Genomic DNA, 16,291 nt, shown 5'->3' with positions numbered 1-16,291 from the left:
GCCCCATGATCCCCACTGCCGCGTCCGCGACCGAGCGCTACCGTGCCGCACGAGACGAGCTTCTGGCCGCGCGCACCGATCCGGCCCGGGCGGCGGGGTTCACCTGGCCGGTGTTCGACGGTGCCTTCAACTGGGCGATCGACTGGTTCGACCCGATGGCGCGGGGCAACGATGCGCCGGCGCTGATCGTCGTCGACGACGACGGCACGCGGCACCAGCGCACGTTCGACGAACTCGCGCGGCGGTCCGACCAGGTCGCCGCCTGGCTGGCGTCGCGCGGGGTGGCCCGCGGCGACGCCGTGCTGCTCATGCTCGGCAACCAGGTGGAACTGTGGGAGGCGATGCTCGCCCTCATGAAGCTGGGCGGGGTGATCGCTCCCACCACGACCGCGCTCGGCACCGCCGATCTCGCCGACCGCGTCGAGCGCGCCGAGATCCGGCACGTGGTCGTCGGGGCGGCGGACGCCGCGAAGTTCGACGATCTGCCCGAGGGACTCGGCCGCATCGTCGTGGGCGGCACCCACCCGGGCTGGGCCGCGTACGACGACGCGTTCCTCACGGGGGCGCCGCCGGCCCGGCATCCGGGAACCACCGCCGATGACCGCCTGCTGCTCTACTTCACCTCGGGAACCACCTCGAAGCCGAAGCTCGTCGAGCACACGCACGCCTCGTACCCGGTGGGACACCTGACGACGATGTACTGGCTCGGGCTCGAACCCGGCGACGTGCACCTCGCGATCAGCTCGCCCGGGTGGGCGAAGCACGCGTGGAGCTGCTTCTTCGCGCCGTGGATCGCCGGGGCGACGGTGCTGGCGCTGAACTTCGCGCGATTCTCGGCCGAGCGGTTGCTGGAGGAGCTGGAGAGCGAGGCGGTCACCACTTTCTGTGCACCGCCGACGGTCTGGCGCATGCTCATCCAGACCGACCTGTCGGGGCGTCGCGGGAGACTACGCGAGGTCGTCTCGGCGGGCGAGCCGCTGAACCCCGAGGTCATCGCCGCGGTGCAACGCGCCTGGGGCCTCGACATCCGCGACGGGTACGGGCAGACCGAGATGACGGCGGTCGTCGCCAACACTCCCGGGGCGCCGCTCGTACCGGGATCGATGGGGCGCCCGCTGCCCGGGTGCCCGGTGGTGCTCGTCGATCCCCTCACCGGCGCGCGTGCCGACGAGGGCGAGATCTGCCTCGATCTGACCGAGCGTCCGCTCAACCTGATGACGGGGTACGTGGGCGACGCCGAGCGCAACGCCGAAGCGTTCGCCGGTGGCCTCTTCCACACCGGCGACGTGGCCCGGCGCGACGAGACCGGGAGCATCACGTACATCGGGCGCACCGACGACGTGTTCAAGGCCTCGGACTACAAGATCAGTCCGTTCGAGCTCGAGAGCGTGCTCATCGAGCATCCGGCGGTCGTCGAGGCGGCCGTCGTCCCCGCGCCCGACGAGGTGCGCCTCGCGGTGCCGAAGGCGTACGTGGTGCTGGCCGCGGGATACGAGCCCGGCGACGAGGTGGCCCTCGACATCCTGCGCTACGCCCGCGAGAAGCTCGCTCCGTACCAGCGCGTGCGCCGCATCGAGTTCCACGACCTGCCGAAGACGATCTCGGGCAAGATCCGCCGGGTCGAGCTTCGCCAGCGCGAAGAGGCCGCCGCGCGCGGTGAGGTCGTGTGCGTGGAATGGACGGATGCCACCCTGCGGGGCTGATCCGCGCGCCGCAACGGTTCGCGCCGGCCTCGTCGGCGTGTGAACATCGACTCATGCACCTGCTCGACGACCGGCTGACCGCGCACTCTGTCGCGGCGACCCCTGCCGCGGTGACCAGACACGCCGTCCTGCGGTGCGGCGCGCGCGGCGGGCGGGGCTGAGTCCGCCGTGCGACAGCGAGTGGCGTGGCTGATCGGCGCGGGCATCGTGCTCGTCGCGATCGGTGTCGCCGTGCTGCTGGTCATGACCGCCGGTTCGCGCGCGGAGCCGAGCTCTCCGGCGACGGCGACGTCCTCGGCATCCGTCACCCCCACGCGATCGGCCACCCCCACGCGGTCGGCGACTCCGACGCGAACCCCCACCCCGACAGCCACGCCGACCCCCACGGCGCGGCCGGGAACGGCCCTGGTCACGCGCGGCGAGGGCGGCACGGTGCGCATGCTCGTCGCCGGCGACTCACTGGCCGCGGGCTTCTTCGCGTCGCAGAAGGATCGGGGCTTCACCTCTCTCGTGGCGGATGCCGTCGGCCCGGTCGAGATGACCACCGCGGCCCAGGCACACCAGACGCTCACCACCGTCGCCGCGATCACGGATGTGCCCGACGACCTCGGTCTCGCGGTGATCGAGCTCGGGACGAACGACGTCGGTCTGCCCACTCCGGTGGCCGACTTCGAGCAGCAGTACGTCGGCCTGCTCGATCGCATCCGCGCTTCGTCGCCGAAGGCCGCGCTCGTCTGCCTCGGTACCTGGACGAGTGACGGCGCCGCGTACGACGAGGCGATCGCCCGCACCTGCGCCGCGCGGGGCGGGGTGTACGTCGGGCTCGCCGACGCCTTCTCGACGTCCGCGTACCACGGTCCCGAGGGGCGCGACTCGTTCGCCGGTACCGGCGACTATTTCCACCCGAACGACACCGGGCATCGTGCGATCGCCGACGGCGTGCTGAAGGCCCTCACCTACTGAGCCGCCCGCGCGAGCCGTGAGCGTCGCGCGTCACACCGGTTCGGTCGTGCGGATGAGGCCGCACCTCACACACGACCACGCCACGAGGAAGCGCTCGTCGTCGAGGATCTCGAACGAGAGCGGGTCGCCGCAGGTGGGGCAGGGGAGCGGGCTCGGCCGGCTGGTCATCGCACGAAGGTCATGTCACGGCCCCGACGAGCGGCAGTGCCGCGCATGCGAGCGAGAAGCTCGGCTCGACGCGGACGGCCACGAGGTGCTCGGCGGAGGGTCAGCGGTAGTTGGTGGATTGCACCATAGCAGTTGCGACACGTTGTCATCGGTTGGTAATTTCGCGCTGACCGGGTGATAACCCGATGTGTGTGGTTTGGACATATTGGGATAGGTTGTCACTTTCGCGGACTTTATGCGGACTGGATGCCATGCTCGGAACATGCGTCAGACGCTTCTCGGCATCAGTATCGGCGACACGTGGGCGTACCTCGGCGGCGCCGGCCAACCGCTTCGTCCCGCCGTCATCGTCAAGCCGGGCGGGCACTACGACGCGCTGATCCGGATCAGGCTCCTTGACGACCCCGAGCAGGGTGCGCCGTGGGTGCCACGCCGGAAGCTTCCCTGCAGGTGGGAGGAGCGTCACGAATGGCTCGAGGAGCACCCGGAACACCAGGTGCCCGACGCACCCGAGCCGGAGCCGGAACCGGCGCCTGATCAGATCACCGTTTCGGTCGACGCTTTGCGACGCGTGATCCGGGAAGAGATTCACGCCGCGATGTCGCCGCCGCCGGTGGCTTACTCGATGGCGGATGCCGCTCAGGCGACAGGAGTGTCGGTGGAGACCCTGCGTCGAGCGGTGCGTGCGAACCATCTCGTGCCGAACTATGTCGGGCGGAAGCCGATCTTCCGTGTGGACGAGTTGCAGAGGTGGGTGAGGTCGCTGCCGGATGACCTGCGGCGGTGACGCGCGCGGCGTGCGGCATGATGCATCCATGACGGCGTCCAAGTGGCATACGTACAGGAGCGCGGCGAAGCGCGTGAACCGCTCCGAGCGGACGATTCGGTACTGGCGTCAGTGGGGCATGCCGATGGAATGGCGGCTGATCGAGGGACAGCGCACCCGCGTCGTTCGCGAAGACGTGCTGCTCAAGCACCTTCGACTCCACCTGGCGCAGAGCCCTGTGCATCAGTACCGGATGAGGGCACTCCGCAACACACCGTGAGCGGCGCTGTGCGCCTCACAGAACACGCTCACGGCCACCGGGGGTACTGTCGCTCGGGTGGCGCAGGCGTGGATCACCGGTGACCGGTTCCTCTCGCCGTCGATGGTGTGCGAGCTCCTGCCCGGCATGACGGAGGACATCCTTTCCGCTCGTCGGAAACGACGAGTCGACCCGCCGTTCTACAAGCCGACCGGTCAGCATGGGCGCTCGTGGGTGAGTCATACAGGCGGCAGCTCTTCCTCCGATTCATCCGAACGCGAACCCCGCGGGGAACTGAACTCCGATGGCTCCTCCGTGAATTCCCAGCCCCCGTCGTCCTCAGACGAGAGGCCCTCCTCGATCCGGATGATGCGCTCTTCCAAGGTCTGAACCACGCTGACCATCTTCCGCGCAAGCGTCGACGGAGCAACCGAGGGATTCTCGTTGCCGCCCGACTGCCGGATCAGGAAGTCGTACAGATCTCGTGTGATCGTTGCTTCTTCGGGAAGGCGGTCGCGTGCGTCTTCGAATGCGGTCATGGGGGCACTCTACCGATGAAGGCGGGACAAGGTTCTAGTGCTCCGCGCTACTTCCTGCACGACATGAACCCACGCTCTATGGCGGGGGTTGCAACGACGAAACAACCCCGGCGTCCCTAACCGTCGGGTGACGGGACGCCGGGGGCGTTGTCGGAAGTCGCGCCTACCGTGGCGGCCATGGACCCCCGCGCGAACGCCGTCCCCGGCCGAGTCGACACCGCCACCGAGCTGACGTACCTCCGCGCCGGCGCCGATGCACCGTGGGAGCGACCGCATTGCGATGGCGTCGACATCACCGACCGGCCGGATTTGCAGACGCCGTACCAGCGCCACCGGCGCGCTGAGTACGTCTCTCGGGTTGAGGGGTATCGCGAGCGCGGGCTCATCTGAGACGGCACCTGGTCAGGCGCTCAGCGCTTCGCACACGCGCGCGCGATGGGGTCCCCCGCCGGGGAGGGATATACAACTGCCGGTGGAGTCGCGGACGCAGACCGCCCACTCAGATGAAGACCGCCCTTCCAATGAGGTTGAATCGTGCCCATGGGAACTGGCAAGGCCATGCGGAAGCACCTCACGAAAGCGTCTTCTGAGATGAGCCGGTTGGCGCTCGACGCAATCTCTGCGACTGACCGCGCGGACGTTGCGTCAGCAACAATCCGCGCCGGCATGGCGGTCGAGTTTGCCCTTCGTGCGACGGTTGCGACTGCTTCGCCCGCGCTGCTATTCATCCCCCGCGGCATGAGTGACACCACGGCCACCGCAATGGTGCAGGCCGTCCGCGCGACGCGTGTCGATCACGCCTGGCTCAGGGAACAGACCAGCACAGACTTCATCAACATCCGGCGCATCGCCGCCGCGCTGATACCCGAGTTACGACCACTGCTCGGCGACATCGAACGTGTAGCAAACCGGCGGGATGCGGTGACGCACATGTACGTTGTCGAGCCCGAAGCACTACGGCACACGCTCATCTCGTTGGCGCGCGTCGTGGCGGTCGTACTCCCCCGGCTGAAGACCTCGGAAGAGAGGTTCTGGGGCGGCGATCGAGTCGCTTACGTCCGGCAACTGACGGACGAGGGCGCGGGAGAGCTCCGGGCGCGAGTCGCTGACAAGATCCGCGAGGCCCAGGTACGGTTCGCCACGATGATCGAAGGGTTGGATCCGCTCGCACGAGAACATCTGATTTCCGCGCTGGAGACCCAGGGCGGACGGTTCATGCCCCCTGGGCCGCTCCAGATATTCCGAGAACCTTGTCCGGCGTGCAGCCACCTAGCGGAAGTCCTCGTCAAGACCGAGGATGACGTTCACGACGTCAACGCGCTCGACTTTGGCGATTGGAGCGACGGTGCTCCGAGCACGGTCTTCATCCCGCAGCATCCGCTCTCGGTGCAAGTTCAATGTCCGGTCTGCGGTGTCCGTCTGAGCTACGCAGAACTCGTCGAGGTCGATGCGCGTTCGGCAGACCTGGAGCGATTCGAACTGCAGCCTCGCCCGGGAAGGATCGAGGAGTACGACAGGATGTTGTGGTCTTTCGAGCCGGACCCCGAGATAGACCGACCGTGACTCAGCGCCCCGGGCATACCGAACAGCTTCCGCCTGCGCCGAACTGCTAGCCGTTGCCGCGTATGCCGTTTTTTGTCGTCACAGCGATGGACAGCCCGTGCAGCACGCCGTTCGCATCGACGTAGAGGGCATAACCGCCGCTGCTCGCGAGGGAAGCCCACGTGGCGCGCACGTCGCTGAGCGCGTTGTGCAGGACGATCTCGGGGGCGTCAGGCTCGGGGTCTTGCTCGCTCAGTAGGGTGCGTGTGCGGCGCTGACAGACTGTGGTCGGGGTCAGTGCGCGGCGAGGCCGGTCAACTTCCATCAGCGCGCTCGAGGCGGCCGGCGGTCGAGAGCCGGAGAGTGCCGGCGGGGAGCCCCGCACCGGCGTAAGTGGGGACGCTGGCGAGCGGTACTCGCACGGCGCCCTGGAGAAGAATCTCCTGGCCGCTGGGGGTGTTGATGGTCACGCCGAGGGCGCTGACGATGACCGATGTCGATCCCTTGCGGAGGGATGTGACGTCGCCGACGTTCGCGACGGATGATCCGGCGATCAGACGTGCGCCCGTGTTGTCGCCGTCCGCTTCGAGACGGCTGCCGTTGGGGAAGGTGAGCGCGCCGCCCTCGGTGTCCGGGTCGAGGACCATGCCGCCGACGTACACCTTCCCGTCACGGATGACGACGTCGCCTGCGCGGATCTCTCCACCGTCGACCACGACATCCCCGCCGTCCTCCACGTTGATCCCGCCACCGCCGTTCACCCGCATCCGCCCGAGCAGCTCGATCAGCCCGTTCACGGTGAGGATGCCGAGGCCCTCGAGCACGATGCGACCGACGACACGAAGCCAACCGACGATGGTCGCGGTGCCGGTGACGTTGAGGTTCGAATCCTCGATGAGTAGCTCGCTGCCGCCGTAGTAGCGGGTGCGTCCCTCGTTGACGGACGCTGACCGGAGCGGGTTGGCGGTAAGGAGTGTGCGGAGCTCGTCGATCTGCGATTGCAGGGTCGAGTCATTCGGATTGCGTCTCATCTAAATTCCAATCAGGTATCTCGACTACTGGCATCAAGTTCGCCGCTGATGACCGCTTCGACGGGCGAGATGCGGTATCCGGCTCGGCGGAGACTGGTCGGCGTCAGCAGCAGCGCTACGGCCTGCGAGTGAGCCACGCGGCGCATGGCTGAACCGTCGCGGCCGTTCTCTATCTCGACGAGCGTCCGCACGTGCATGCCGACCGTGTGCGCGGGGGTGCTCACCACCCACAGTGCCGCCTGCGGCTTCCGCCACATCTCCGCCCACAGCTCCAACTCGCGCGGTGACGGGTTGATCAACGGCCACTCCGGCACCGGCCCCCGGTACGTCTTCTTCAACACCTCAAGGTCAGGCATCCTCGCCTCGCAATCTCGTCCGCGGATCAGGCAGTGCCCGAAGCCTTCCACGAGCCGACGGGATCGTGGCCCGCTTCGCATCCGCAGCCGACGACCGAACGACGGGCGACACACTCTCCGAGCGCACCCGGTACCCCGCCTTGAGCAGCGAACCCATCTCGAGCAGCAGAGTCCGCGCCTGATCGCGGACAGAGTTCACCCTCGCCGCGGCCTCCGTCCCAGACTCGACCATGATCCGCATCCGCACATAGAGAGCGACGTCGCGCTCGACGTGCTGCTCCTCCCACAGGATCGCCTGCGGAAGCTTCCACAGGCTCGCCCACAGGGACCGCTCCGCGGCCGTGGCCTTCGACGTCAGCGGCCACGCAGGAACCCGCCCCGTCCGCTCCTGCGGCAGCGTGCGCACGAGACCCGCCTCCTGCCGCGCAGCCTCCCGAAGAGACCCCGGATCAGGGGCAGGACCAGCACCAGAACGACGCTGCATCAGACCTCCCGGAAAAAGTGCTTAACCCGATCGACCTCTTTCCGCCCTCCCCGGCGGTCCGAGGCAGGTGACGTCCAGGCCCCCTCCCCCCTACCCCTGTCGGGGTCGATGTCGGACCTCGGCGATATGGTGCTCGCGCGCACCAGAGCGCGCATCAGAGACAGGAGATTCACATGGCTAAGTTCGACATCAACAAGCGCATCGGCTCGTCGGGGACGCACCGCCAGACGGTGGAAGCGCAGACATACCGGCAGGAGGGCGAGTACTTCGTCTTCTACACGAACGGTGGGAGCACTAAGGTGCTCACGGTCGCCGCGAAGCACGTGCAGACGATCGACGAAGCCCCCGACGCCTGACTCCGTGGTGAAGTGGGGCGGCGCGGCCGTCGCCGTCGCCGCCCCGGGGATGGACCGCGCGTGCGGCTGCGGGCGAACGGAGGACACCCGTGCGCTGCGCGTGGTCCGGTCGGTCACCGTAGTCACTCGGCCTTGATGGCGATGAGCTTGGCGGTGTGCAGCTTCACCAGGTTGGTGCCGGCGGTCGCGAGCGCGGTGTCTGCCGCCTCGTAGTCGCTGCCGGTGCCGGCCTTGGTGGACAGGATGGTGTGCACCTCCGCGCGGAGCTTCTCGGGCTCGAGGGGCTCAGTGAGCTGCGGGTTCTGGGTCCGGACGACGTAGGCCGCGAATGCGGCGGCGTGCTCTGCGGATGTGGCCATGGTCAGGCTCCTTCGGCGTAGTCGGGTGCGTACTTGCCGCGGTTGTCGTGGAGGGCGCGGCCGGCGGCGACGGACTTCTCGCCGCGCTTCGGCTGAGGCCTGTTGGCCTTGGCTGCGGCGCGCTGCTCGGCGGTGGGGTGCAGCTGCGCGTGAAGGTCTCGGCCTTTGCGGACGGAGCCGGTGTCGTCGGTCATGGTCACTCTCCGGTCAGCGCGAGGACGCGCGGGTCAGGGCGGGGAACGCCGTCGGGTCCGCGGTTGTCGCGGAGGCCGCGGGATTTCGGCAGGGCGGTGATCGCAGCCGCGGCGTCGAACGCCTTCAGCGACTTCACGCCGCGGGCGGTGTAGTACCGCTCGAACGCGTCGAGCGCGAACCGCAGCTCGTTGACGGAGTGGAGCGGCGCGGTCATCGCGCGTACGTCGGCGGCGACGGCGTCCATCTGCTCGAAGGTCGGGACCCATGCGGCCTTGTTCGTCGCGAGCCACCGGACGACAGCGGTCGGGGATGCCTCGCGGGAGGCGCGGGAGTCGAGCGGGCTCTGCGCCTCATCCGGCCACGTGGCGAGCATCCCGGAGCCGCGCGCGGTCCATTCGTAGGCGGGTTTCGGTGCGTCCTCCAGCCAGGCCAGGAATCCGCGGGACAGCGCCGTGCGGTGCGCGTCCCGTGCGCCTTTGCGGTTGCGGAGGATGTCGGCGTGGTGGTCGAGCGGGTTCCGCAGGATGCCGTACCGGGAGAGCATGTCGCTCAGCGCGGGCCCGTCGATCATGGGCAGGTTGGTGCGGCGGCACAGGGTCTCCTGCGCGGCTCGGATCTCCCGGTAGCGGTCGACGGCGTCCTCGAGCTCGCGCCAGGCCTGGATCTTCGCGTCGTCGCGGATCGCGTCGTGCACGGTCTTGACGGGGCCGAGGCGACGGTCGATGTCGACGACGGCCGTCATCAGCGTCTGCAGCTGCTCGTTCAGCCATGAAAGAGCGGGCGCGACCGCATCCGGTGACGGGCCGTCGATGTTGCCGTCCGGCGTCCTTTTCATGTCTTCGAGCCGCGACTTGATCTCGTTGTACGCGAGCATGTCGGGCCGCGCAGCCTCACGGGCGGCGATCGCGGCGCGGATCTCGTCCAGGTCCTGGGCATTCACGATCGCCCACTCGGCGGTGTCGAACGCGACCTGGAACGTGCGCGCCCAGTCCGTCGCCATGACGTCCGTGTACAGGCGTGCCGCGCGCGCCCGCTGCGACTCCTTCTCGACCCAGCCCTCGATTCGAGCACTGGCCTCGGTGAGCAAGCTCATCGGTTCTCCCTCGCCGCGCGGAAGTGCGCGATCTCCTCACGATGGATCAGCCACGAACCGCCCGACGCGTCGGCGGCGAGACGGTGCTCTCTGCACGCCTTCCGCACTCCGCTGTCGGAGATTCCGATCATCCTGGCTGCCTCCCTGGTCGAGACCCACTCTCGATCGGCGGGTACCGGTTCCGGGGTGGAAGTCCCGGGATCGACACCAGCCCACCGCGCGCCCGAGTACCGGATTGCCTCGAGCAGCGCCAGAAGGTCGGGGCGCGCACGGTCCCCGACCATCTGACGAAGGCCCCGGAGCCCACCCCGCGACTCGTACAGCAGCCGCGCGAGCTCCGGGGGCACCATCACGTCACCCGACGGCGCGATGTACCACGCAGGCGGTCGAGACATCAGCTCGCCTCAGTCCACTCGCCTGGTGCGGTCTCGACCCACCCATCCGGGTCACCAGGCCTCCGCGTTGGCCATTCGACTACCTCGCCGGTCCGCTCGTCGAGGCCTTCGGCTATGTCCTTGCCTGGCCTTTCCTCGCCTGTCCTGTCCTTGCCTAGTGACTCACGCGTTACGTCACGCGTTACGTCACGGGTGACGGGATCGACTTTCGCCCGCGTCTTCTCGCGGTGGCGCCGCTGACGCTCACGGTTCTGCTCGCGCTTGTCGGCAAGATCCTGCGACCCGGATTGACCCATCTTGGAAGCCCAATCCGGGACCGTGATGCCTACCTTCGTGTTACGCCACAACCCGGCCGCGATCAGTTCCGCTCGGGTCGGTGCGTCGACACCGTGAGGGTGCAGGTACTTCATGGCTGCGTCCGGCACGACACCGTCGGTGCCCTGCTCGTTCGACCACATGAGCGACCCGCAGAACGACCGCCAGGCACGATCCGACAGTTGCTCGAAGGTGATGTCCGTGAGCCACCGCCCCGGCAGTCTTGAATCGGTCATCCGTCGTTCGCTCCCGGCCGGGTAGAGCGTGCGCCCCGTGGCGCTGTGCGCTCCGTGAGTGTCAACCCCGCCCACGTTGCGGGTACCGACAGGGTCCCCTTCGGTGTGCGCCACCCATTCGGGCGGGTGACCGGCCACGCGAGCATCACGACGGTGCACGGCGCGCACGGCGCCTTGACCGAGGAGAACCCGCCGCCGCCGTTCTGCGCGCCCCACGCGAGCTGCGCTGCACAGCGAGGACACAGCCCCGCGGCCTCAGCGAGCCGGCACACCTTCTGCCACGTCTGCGCCTGCTGCAGCGTCTCCGGCTTCGGAGAGGTCATGCGGTCTCCTCCTCGACGAGCTGCGCCGCGGCCAGCATCTGCAGCGCGACCGAGCGGATGAAGTCGAGATTCCCGACCGCCTCAAGGCGCTCGACGGTGATGGTGGGGAACGGCTCGTCCTCGGACATGGCGAAGACGCCGTTCTCGAACGTCCCCCACTGCGAGATAGTCACGTTGCCGAGGTCACGCTCGAACATGACGTTCACCTCGCCGCCGCCTGCGCCCATGACCTCGGCGTCGTCCGCCCACTTCGGCTGCATAAGGCGGATCTCGGGATGGGCGGCGAGGAACGCGTCGCCCGCGGCCTGTTCCCGCCGTTCCTCCTCGGTGAAGTTGATGAGCTCGTAGACGGGCTCGTCGCCCGTGTAGTCAACGGCCTTGATCTGGTATACGCCGTGCGAGACGACGAGGTAGTCACCGTGGCGTACGACGGCATTCGGCGTCGCAGCGATCCCGCTGTGAACAGTGGCGAGCCACTCATGGAAGCCGCGCGGCACGTCCCTGGTGACGCGACCGTCCGGGCCGACGATCGTCCAGAAGGGGTGAGTGGTCCCGACGACGTAGCTGTCAGGCTGTTGGACAATGGTCGGGAACGCCCACGACCCGACGCGATACACCCCGCGGATCGTCTGGTAGAAAGCGTCGTCCGACCTCAGCAAGAGCATGCTGTGGGACGGGAGGTCCGCGAGCTGGTCGAAGATCTGCTGCACGTCTCCGTGGATGGCGGTAGTGTTCATGTCGATCGTTTCTTCCTCGTGGTTGGTTCGGTCTTTGCCCTCATATCCCTGGCCGGATGCGGGGGCGTTGTTTTGTGTGGCGCTCATCGCTACACCTCGGCGGCGTCGGCGAAGGCCGCGTCGATGAAGGCGTCGACGTCGGACTCGCGGAACATCCGACGGGCGCCGCCCACGAGGGCCGACTTCGGGGCCTTGCCGGAGTGCACCATCCAGCGCAGACCGGCCTCGCTGGTACGCAGCTTCTCGGCCGCCTCTTTGAACGTCAGCAGCTTGTCTTCCATGTCAGGTCCATTCGCCTTGGGCATGAGAGTTATGCGGTTGGAGCACATTAGGCACGACGGGCAAAGGTTGTCAACCTGTGTCGCTTGATGTCTAAGCTCGTGTCGCATAGAGTCGGGTTGTGGAGACAACTGATGACAACGGGTCACAAAGCGAGCGCGACGCCTACGTCGAGGTGACGCAGGCGGAGATCGACGCGATGAAGACTCTTGGCCCCGAGGGCAATCGAGCCGCCATGCTCGTTCTCGAAGCCCGGATGGCGGACAAGTTCCGCATGCTGCGCGAGGAGCGCGGGTGGTCGCAGTCTGAGCTGTCGGATCGGCTCGCCGAGTGGGGCTTCGACCTTCATCAGACGTCAATCGCGAAGCTCGAGAAGGGCAAACGGCCGATGCGAGTCGCCGAAATGCACGCGCTCGCACACGTCTTCCGCATGCCACCCGGCGCGGTCTTTTTCATGGCCTACTCATCGAACGAGATCGGCATGAGCGCGCTCGCCGGACGCATTGACGACACGATCGAGCGGATGGAGCGAACGAAGAATGACCTGCTCAAGCACATCAGCTTCGTCGTCGACTTCCTCGCGGACGACCAGCGCCAGCTCAACGAATTCGTCGACATGGTCCGCCGGGAGTCTCGTCGAGACCCGAGTAACGAGCTCGTTCAGGCTCTCGCCGCTCGCCTCGCCGAGAAGGACGCCGACAAGGTGGACCCGCCGGCTCCTGGTGACTGGACGTGAGGAGCTTCATCGAGGATCGTTGGCACATCCGCGGTTCCGATGGTCGACGTCGGAGCGACCGATACGGCATCGGAAAGCAGTGGCGGGCGCGCTACCACGACGCCTCAGGCAAGGAACACGCGAAGCACTTCGAGCTGAAACGGGACGCGCAGCGGTGGCTCGACGAGGTCACGACCTCCGTCGTCACGGGCAGATACGTTGACCCACGCGCAGGAGCGGCGACGTGGGACGAGTGGGTGGGCTCATGGGTGGCTCGCCAGGCTTGGGCGGGTGGCACCGTTGCTGCCGCCGGTACGGCGCTCTACAGCGTGCCGTGGCGCCGGCGCGCGATCGGTCAGGTGAAGGCTTCCGACGTGCAGGCATGGGTCAGCGGCGAGACGAAGCGAGGGCTCGCAGCGTCGACAATACGTACCCGTCTCAACTATGTGCAGATGGCATTCCGCGCGGCCGTGCTCGATAAGGTCATCCCCGAGAGCCCCGCGTCGACAGTGAAGCCCCCGCGCGCGCGTCGCGCCGACGTCGCGATGGACGTCCTCACACTCGAGCAGACCGCCGCGGTGCTCGCGGAGTCAGGGCGGTTCCGACCCTTCGTCGAGGTCTGCCTTTTTGCGGGCCTACGCCTCGGTGAGGCGGCCGGGCTGCAGCTCGGGGACGTCAACTTCCTCGGGCGAGCGATCCAGGTTCGGCGTCAGGTCCAGGGCTCGTCGATCGCGAGTGTGACGGTCGTGCCCCCAAAGTACGGGAGTGAGCGGACGGTGTTCGTCCCGGGCGCGTTGACCTCGACCCTCTCGGCGCACGTCGCAACCGAAGCGATCGCCGCCGCGGACAACTACCTGTTCCGCACGCCGGTTGGCCACCTGTACCAGCGCAACAACGCGGGCGAAGTGTGGCGCGGCATCCGCGCCCGAGCCGGCCTGCCCGAGACGGTGACGCTCCACACCCTCCGGCACACGTTCGCATCGAACCTAATCGCCTCGGGGTGCGACGTCGTCACGGTGCAGCGCGCACTCGGGCACTCGCAGCCGTCGATCACGCTGAACGTCTACGCGCACCTATGGCCCTCCGCCGAAGACAAGACGAGAGCGGCGACCGCGGACCTCATGGCCTCGGTCGCCGCTCTTGCGGACTCTCCGCGGACTGAGAACAAGGAACCCCAGGTCAGCGGGGGCTCTTACCGGTAGTTGGTGAACTGCAGGTCGACGTCGAGGTCGGCGGCCTTGAGCAGGCGCTGCACTTCCTGCAGGTCGTCGCGCGACTTCGACTGCACGCGCAGTTCGTCGCCCTGGATCTGCGACTTGACGCCCTTGGGGCCCTCGTCGCGGATGATCTTGTTGACCTTCTTCGCGTCGTCCTGAGAGATGCCCTCCTTCAGCGTGGAGGTGATGCGGTACTCCTTGCCGCTGGCGACGGGCTCACCGGCATCCAGGCTCTTGAGCGAGATGCCGCGCTTGATGAGCTTCGTCTGGAACACATCGAGAACGGCATTGGCACGCTCCTCGGAGTTCGCCTTGATGACGATGGAGTCGCCGCTCCACGCGATCGACGCGTCGGTGCCCTTGAAGTCGTAACGCTGCTCGACCTCTTTGTGAGCCTGGTTCAGCGCGTTGTCGGCTTCCTGTCGGTCGATCTTGGAAACGATGTCGAAGGAAGAATCAGCCATGATCCGATTCTATTCGCGGGCCCCCGATCCACACCCCCTCGACATCGCCCGCCCCGTCTCGGTATGCGCGCTCGTAGACTCGGATGCCATGCGAGCACTCACTGAGAACGAGCTCCGCGCCGCGTTCGTCAACGCCACGCCGGACGAGGTGCGCGTTCTGGCGCTTCCTCACGACTTCGTGCTGACCGACTGGGATCACCTCGACTTCCTCGCCTGGCGCGATCCGAGCACGCGGGGCCGCGGATACCTCGTGATCGAGCGCGACGGGGAGCCGATCGGAGTGCTGCTGCGCGCCGCCGACGGGCAGTCGCGCGCCCGGTCGTCGATGTGCAACCTCTGCCACACGATGCAGCCCGGTGATCAGGTGACGTTGTTCACCGCACGCAAGGCCGGTGCGGCCGGTGAGCACGGCGACGCGGTGGGCACCTACATGTGCGCCGACCTGTCGTGCCACGAGACGGTGCGCCTGGCGGCCCCCCTCGCCCCGAGCGAGATCCGCGCGAGCGTCGACCGAAAGATCGACGGCACGCGGCGCCGCACCGAGGAGTTCGTCGCGCGCGTGCTCGAGACCGCCGAGGTGACGCGATGAGCGGGCGGGTCGTCGTCATCGGCGACGCCCTCATCGACGAGCTGCGCGACGAGACGGGTGTGCGCGAATTCGTCGGCGGCGCGGGCCTCAACGTCGCGGTGGGGCTCTCGCGCCTGGGCGTTCCGGCATCGCTCATCGCGATGGTGGGCGACGATGCGGCGGGCGAGCAGATCCGCGGCTTCCTCGCCGAGCACGGCGTCGAGCTGCTGGCGAGCCCGTCGGAGCACGGCTCGTCGCGCGCGGTGAGCACCCGCTCGCCGGGCGGAGAGCCCGAGTACGTCTTCAACGACGCGGCCCAGAACCGACGGGTGCGCTACGGCGACGCGGAGCGCGCGGCGATCGCCGACGCCCCCATGGTCGTGGTCAGCTGCTTCCCCTTCGACGACGCGGAGCAGACCCGCCTCCTGATGGATGCCACGGCCTCACCGTCGACGCCCCTGGCCATCGACCCGAACCCACGCAGCGGCATGCTGCACGACCGCGCCGCGTTCGTGCAGGGCTTCGAGCGGGCGGCATCCGGAGCCCTTCTGGTGAAGGTGGGCGACGACGACGCGCAGCTTCTCTACGGCGGCTCGCTCGACGACCTGCGCGTGCGGCTCGTCGGCCTCGGCGTGCGTGCCGTGCTGGCGACCTACGGCGCGGGCGGCGCCGCGATCGACGCCGCCGGAACCTCGGTCGCGCGGGGGATCTCGGAGCTTCCCGGCCGCATCGTCGACACGATGGGTGGCGGCGACGCCGTGCTGGCGACCACCGTCGCGCTCGTGCGCGACCGCCTTCCGGTCGACGCCGAGGAGTGGGATGCCGTGCTCACCCGCGCCATGGATGTCGCGGCCGCCACTTGCCGCCACGAGGGCGCCCTGCTGCGCACGCCGGAGTGACCCCACCGTGGTTGGAGGCACCCTCTGCGAGATAGTAGAGTGGTTTCTCGCGCCTCTGGTCGACTGAACAAGCCGGGCGGGCGCGCATGGCGAGTTACCCAAGCGGCCAAAGGGATCTGACTGTAAATCAGACTGCATTGCATTCGGGGGTTCGAATCCCTCACTCGCCACACCGGGGGTTCCTCGTATCTCACGGAAATCGTCCCCGTATCTCATTCCCTCAGGCCAGAACCCGTTTCGGGTCTGGCCTGAGGTGTTCCCGCGGCGTGTCGCCCGTGCTGCTCGCCACGCGTCCTGAGCCTTCGGCAAACGCCGTGGGAATGTGCTCC

General features: G+C 67.9%; 25 protein-coding genes and 1 tRNA gene. 12 read left to right on the top strand and 14 right to left on the bottom strand.

Features of this window, described 5'->3' with window-relative positions:
* Positions 1 to 5: 5 nt before the first annotated feature.
* Both ASF96_RS10535 and ASF96_RS10530 read left to right on the top strand, forming a co-directional pair.
* A complete protein-coding gene (locus ASF96_RS10535; RefSeq protein ID WP_055938890.1) occupies positions 6 to 1,703 on the top strand; it encodes an AMP-binding protein in 1,698 nt (565 codons plus the stop codon).
* Between the two features lie 168 nt (positions 1,704 to 1,871).
* On the top strand, positions 1,872 to 2,666 hold the full coding sequence (locus ASF96_RS10530; protein WP_235560581.1) for an SGNH/GDSL hydrolase family protein: 795 nt from the start codon (positions 1,872 to 1,874) through the stop codon (positions 2,664 to 2,666).
* Between the two features lie 30 nt (positions 2,667 to 2,696).
* Here the strand turns inward: ASF96_RS10530 and ASF96_RS17260 are convergent, their stop codons facing one another.
* Complete coding sequence (locus ASF96_RS17260; protein ID WP_200934094.1) at positions 2,697 to 2,834, bottom strand: hypothetical protein; 138 nt, start codon at positions 2,832 to 2,834, stop codon at positions 2,697 to 2,699.
* A 262-nt stretch (positions 2,835 to 3,096) separates the two neighbouring features.
* On the opposite strand from ASF96_RS17260, the gene ASF96_RS10525 reads away from it, so the two are divergent.
* Both ASF96_RS10525 and ASF96_RS10520 read left to right on the top strand, forming a co-directional pair.
* Positions 3,097 to 3,621 (top strand): helix-turn-helix domain-containing protein, encoded by a 525-nt coding sequence (locus ASF96_RS10525; protein ID WP_055938880.1) that lies wholly within the window; start codon positions 3,097 to 3,099, stop codon positions 3,619 to 3,621.
* 28 nt (positions 3,622 to 3,649) lie between these two features.
* Complete coding sequence (locus ASF96_RS10520; protein WP_055938877.1) at positions 3,650 to 3,880, top strand: hypothetical protein; 231 nt, start codon at positions 3,650 to 3,652, stop codon at positions 3,878 to 3,880.
* Positions 3,881 to 4,098: 218 nt separating this feature from the next.
* Here the strand turns inward: ASF96_RS10520 and ASF96_RS10515 are convergent, their stop codons facing one another.
* Positions 4,099 to 4,398 carry a hypothetical protein gene (locus ASF96_RS10515; RefSeq protein WP_055938875.1) on the bottom strand — a complete coding sequence of 100 codons (300 nt, stop codon included), beginning with the start codon at positions 4,396 to 4,398 and terminating at the stop codon, positions 4,099 to 4,101.
* A gap of 177 nt (positions 4,399 to 4,575) precedes the next feature.
* Here ASF96_RS10515 and ASF96_RS10510 point away from each other — a divergent pair, with 177 nt between their 5' ends.
* Both ASF96_RS10510 and ASF96_RS10505 read left to right on the top strand, forming a co-directional pair.
* A complete protein-coding gene (locus tag ASF96_RS10510) occupies positions 4,576 to 4,788 on the top strand; it encodes a hypothetical protein (RefSeq protein WP_156458824.1) in 213 nt (70 codons plus the stop codon).
* A gap of 150 nt (positions 4,789 to 4,938) precedes the next feature.
* Positions 4,939 to 5,961 (top strand): hypothetical protein, encoded by a 1,023-nt coding sequence (locus tag ASF96_RS10505; RefSeq protein ID WP_156458823.1) that lies wholly within the window; start codon positions 4,939 to 4,941, stop codon positions 5,959 to 5,961.
* 46 nt (positions 5,962 to 6,007) lie between these two features.
* Here ASF96_RS10505 and ASF96_RS16980 read toward each other — a convergent pair whose 3' ends face one another.
* Genes ASF96_RS16980 through ASF96_RS10490 form a run of 4 tightly spaced genes read right to left on the bottom strand, consistent with a single transcriptional unit; the run spans position 6,008 to position 7,733 of the window.
* Entirely contained in the window at positions 6,008 to 6,265 is a 258-nt protein-coding gene (locus ASF96_RS16980; protein WP_156458822.1) for a hypothetical protein, read from the bottom strand.
* A complete protein-coding gene (locus tag ASF96_RS10500; RefSeq protein ID WP_055938865.1) occupies positions 6,255 to 6,971 on the bottom strand; it encodes a hypothetical protein in 717 nt (238 codons plus the stop codon). The genes ASF96_RS16980 and ASF96_RS10500 overlap by 11 nt, the downstream gene beginning before the upstream one ends.
* Positions 6,972 to 6,982: 11 nt before the next feature.
* A complete protein-coding gene (locus tag ASF96_RS10495) occupies positions 6,983 to 7,327 on the bottom strand; it encodes a hypothetical protein (protein ID WP_055938863.1) in 345 nt (114 codons plus the stop codon).
* Positions 7,320 to 7,733, bottom strand: a complete 414-nt coding sequence (locus ASF96_RS10490) for a hypothetical protein (protein ID WP_055938860.1) — start codon at positions 7,731 to 7,733, stop codon at positions 7,320 to 7,322. The genes ASF96_RS10495 and ASF96_RS10490 overlap by 8 nt, the downstream gene beginning before the upstream one ends.
* A 251-nt stretch (positions 7,734 to 7,984) precedes the next feature.
* Between ASF96_RS10490 and ASF96_RS10485 the strand changes: the two genes are divergently transcribed.
* The gene (locus ASF96_RS10485) at positions 7,985 to 8,167 is read left to right on the top strand and encodes a hypothetical protein (protein WP_055938857.1); all 183 of its coding nucleotides are present in this window, start codon (positions 7,985 to 7,987) and stop codon (positions 8,165 to 8,167) included.
* A gap of 122 nt (positions 8,168 to 8,289) precedes the next feature.
* On the opposite strand, the gene ASF96_RS10480 is transcribed toward ASF96_RS10485, so the two are convergent.
* The 7 genes from ASF96_RS10480 to ASF96_RS10450 form a co-directional block, all read right to left on the bottom strand.
* Positions 8,290 to 8,526 (bottom strand): hypothetical protein, encoded by a 237-nt coding sequence (locus tag ASF96_RS10480; RefSeq protein WP_055938854.1) that lies wholly within the window; start codon positions 8,524 to 8,526, stop codon positions 8,290 to 8,292.
* Between the two features lie 2 nt (positions 8,527 to 8,528).
* Positions 8,529 to 8,720, bottom strand: a complete 192-nt coding sequence (locus tag ASF96_RS10475) for a hypothetical protein (protein ID WP_055938851.1) — start codon at positions 8,718 to 8,720, stop codon at positions 8,529 to 8,531.
* Positions 8,721 to 8,722: 2 nt separating this feature from the next.
* Positions 8,723 to 9,814: a hypothetical protein gene (locus ASF96_RS10470; RefSeq protein ID WP_055938847.1), complete on the bottom strand. Its 1,092-nt coding sequence runs from the start codon at positions 9,812 to 9,814 to the stop codon at positions 8,723 to 8,725.
* Positions 9,811 to 10,209, bottom strand: coding sequence for a helix-turn-helix domain-containing protein (locus ASF96_RS10465; protein WP_055938843.1), 399 nt, complete (start codon positions 10,207 to 10,209; stop codon positions 9,811 to 9,813). Before ASF96_RS10465 ends, ASF96_RS10470 begins: the two co-directional genes overlap by 4 nt.
* Positions 10,209 to 10,760, bottom strand: coding sequence for a hypothetical protein (locus tag ASF96_RS10460; RefSeq protein WP_055938840.1), 552 nt, complete (start codon positions 10,758 to 10,760; stop codon positions 10,209 to 10,211). The genes ASF96_RS10465 and ASF96_RS10460 overlap by 1 nt, the downstream gene beginning before the upstream one ends.
* A gap of 319 nt (positions 10,761 to 11,079) precedes the next feature.
* Positions 11,080 to 11,907: a hypothetical protein gene (locus ASF96_RS10455; protein ID WP_156458821.1), complete on the bottom strand. Its 828-nt coding sequence runs from the start codon at positions 11,905 to 11,907 to the stop codon at positions 11,080 to 11,082.
* 2 nt (positions 11,908 to 11,909) lie between these two features.
* Entirely contained in the window at positions 11,910 to 12,101 is a 192-nt protein-coding gene (locus tag ASF96_RS10450) for a helix-turn-helix transcriptional regulator (RefSeq protein WP_055938834.1), read from the bottom strand.
* Between the two features lie 119 nt (positions 12,102 to 12,220).
* On the opposite strand from ASF96_RS10450, the gene ASF96_RS10445 reads away from it, so the two are divergent.
* Positions 12,221 to 12,835, top strand: coding sequence for a helix-turn-helix domain-containing protein (locus tag ASF96_RS10445; protein ID WP_156458820.1), 615 nt, complete (start codon positions 12,221 to 12,223; stop codon positions 12,833 to 12,835).
* The gene (locus ASF96_RS10440) at positions 12,832 to 14,016 is read left to right on the top strand and encodes a tyrosine-type recombinase/integrase (RefSeq protein WP_200934093.1); all 1,185 of its coding nucleotides are present in this window, start codon (positions 12,832 to 12,834) and stop codon (positions 14,014 to 14,016) included. Before ASF96_RS10445 ends, ASF96_RS10440 begins: the two co-directional genes overlap by 4 nt.
* Here ASF96_RS10440 and ASF96_RS10435 read toward each other — a convergent pair.
* The gene (locus tag ASF96_RS10435; protein ID WP_055839030.1) at positions 14,007 to 14,495 is read right to left on the bottom strand and encodes a YajQ family cyclic di-GMP-binding protein; all 489 of its coding nucleotides are present in this window, start codon (positions 14,493 to 14,495) and stop codon (positions 14,007 to 14,009) included. The two genes, ASF96_RS10440 and ASF96_RS10435, sit on opposite strands and share 10 nt — an antisense overlap.
* Before the next feature lie 88 nt (positions 14,496 to 14,583).
* Between ASF96_RS10435 and ASF96_RS10430 the strand changes: the two genes are divergently transcribed.
* The 3 genes from ASF96_RS10430 to ASF96_RS10420 all read left to right on the top strand — a co-directional run bounded on the left by ASF96_RS10430 (position 14,584) and on the right by ASF96_RS10420 (position 16,132).
* Complete coding sequence (locus ASF96_RS10430; protein ID WP_055939460.1) at positions 14,584 to 15,084, top strand: FBP domain-containing protein; 501 nt, start codon at positions 14,584 to 14,586, stop codon at positions 15,082 to 15,084.
* Positions 15,081 to 15,962: a PfkB family carbohydrate kinase gene (locus ASF96_RS10425; RefSeq protein ID WP_055938828.1), complete on the top strand. Its 882-nt coding sequence runs from the start codon at positions 15,081 to 15,083 to the stop codon at positions 15,960 to 15,962. The genes ASF96_RS10430 and ASF96_RS10425 overlap by 4 nt, the downstream gene beginning before the upstream one ends.
* Before the next feature lie 88 nt (positions 15,963 to 16,050).
* Positions 16,051 to 16,132, top strand: a tRNA-Tyr gene (locus tag ASF96_RS10420).
* Positions 16,133 to 16,291 lie beyond the last annotated feature (159 nt).

It is taken from the genome of Microbacterium sp. Leaf179 (assembly GCF_001423785.1).
GTDB lineage: Bacteria > Actinomycetota > Actinomycetes > Actinomycetales > Microbacteriaceae > Microbacterium.
Note: the sequence above shows the minus strand (reverse complement) of the source record. Positions and strands in the feature narration are given on the sequence as shown.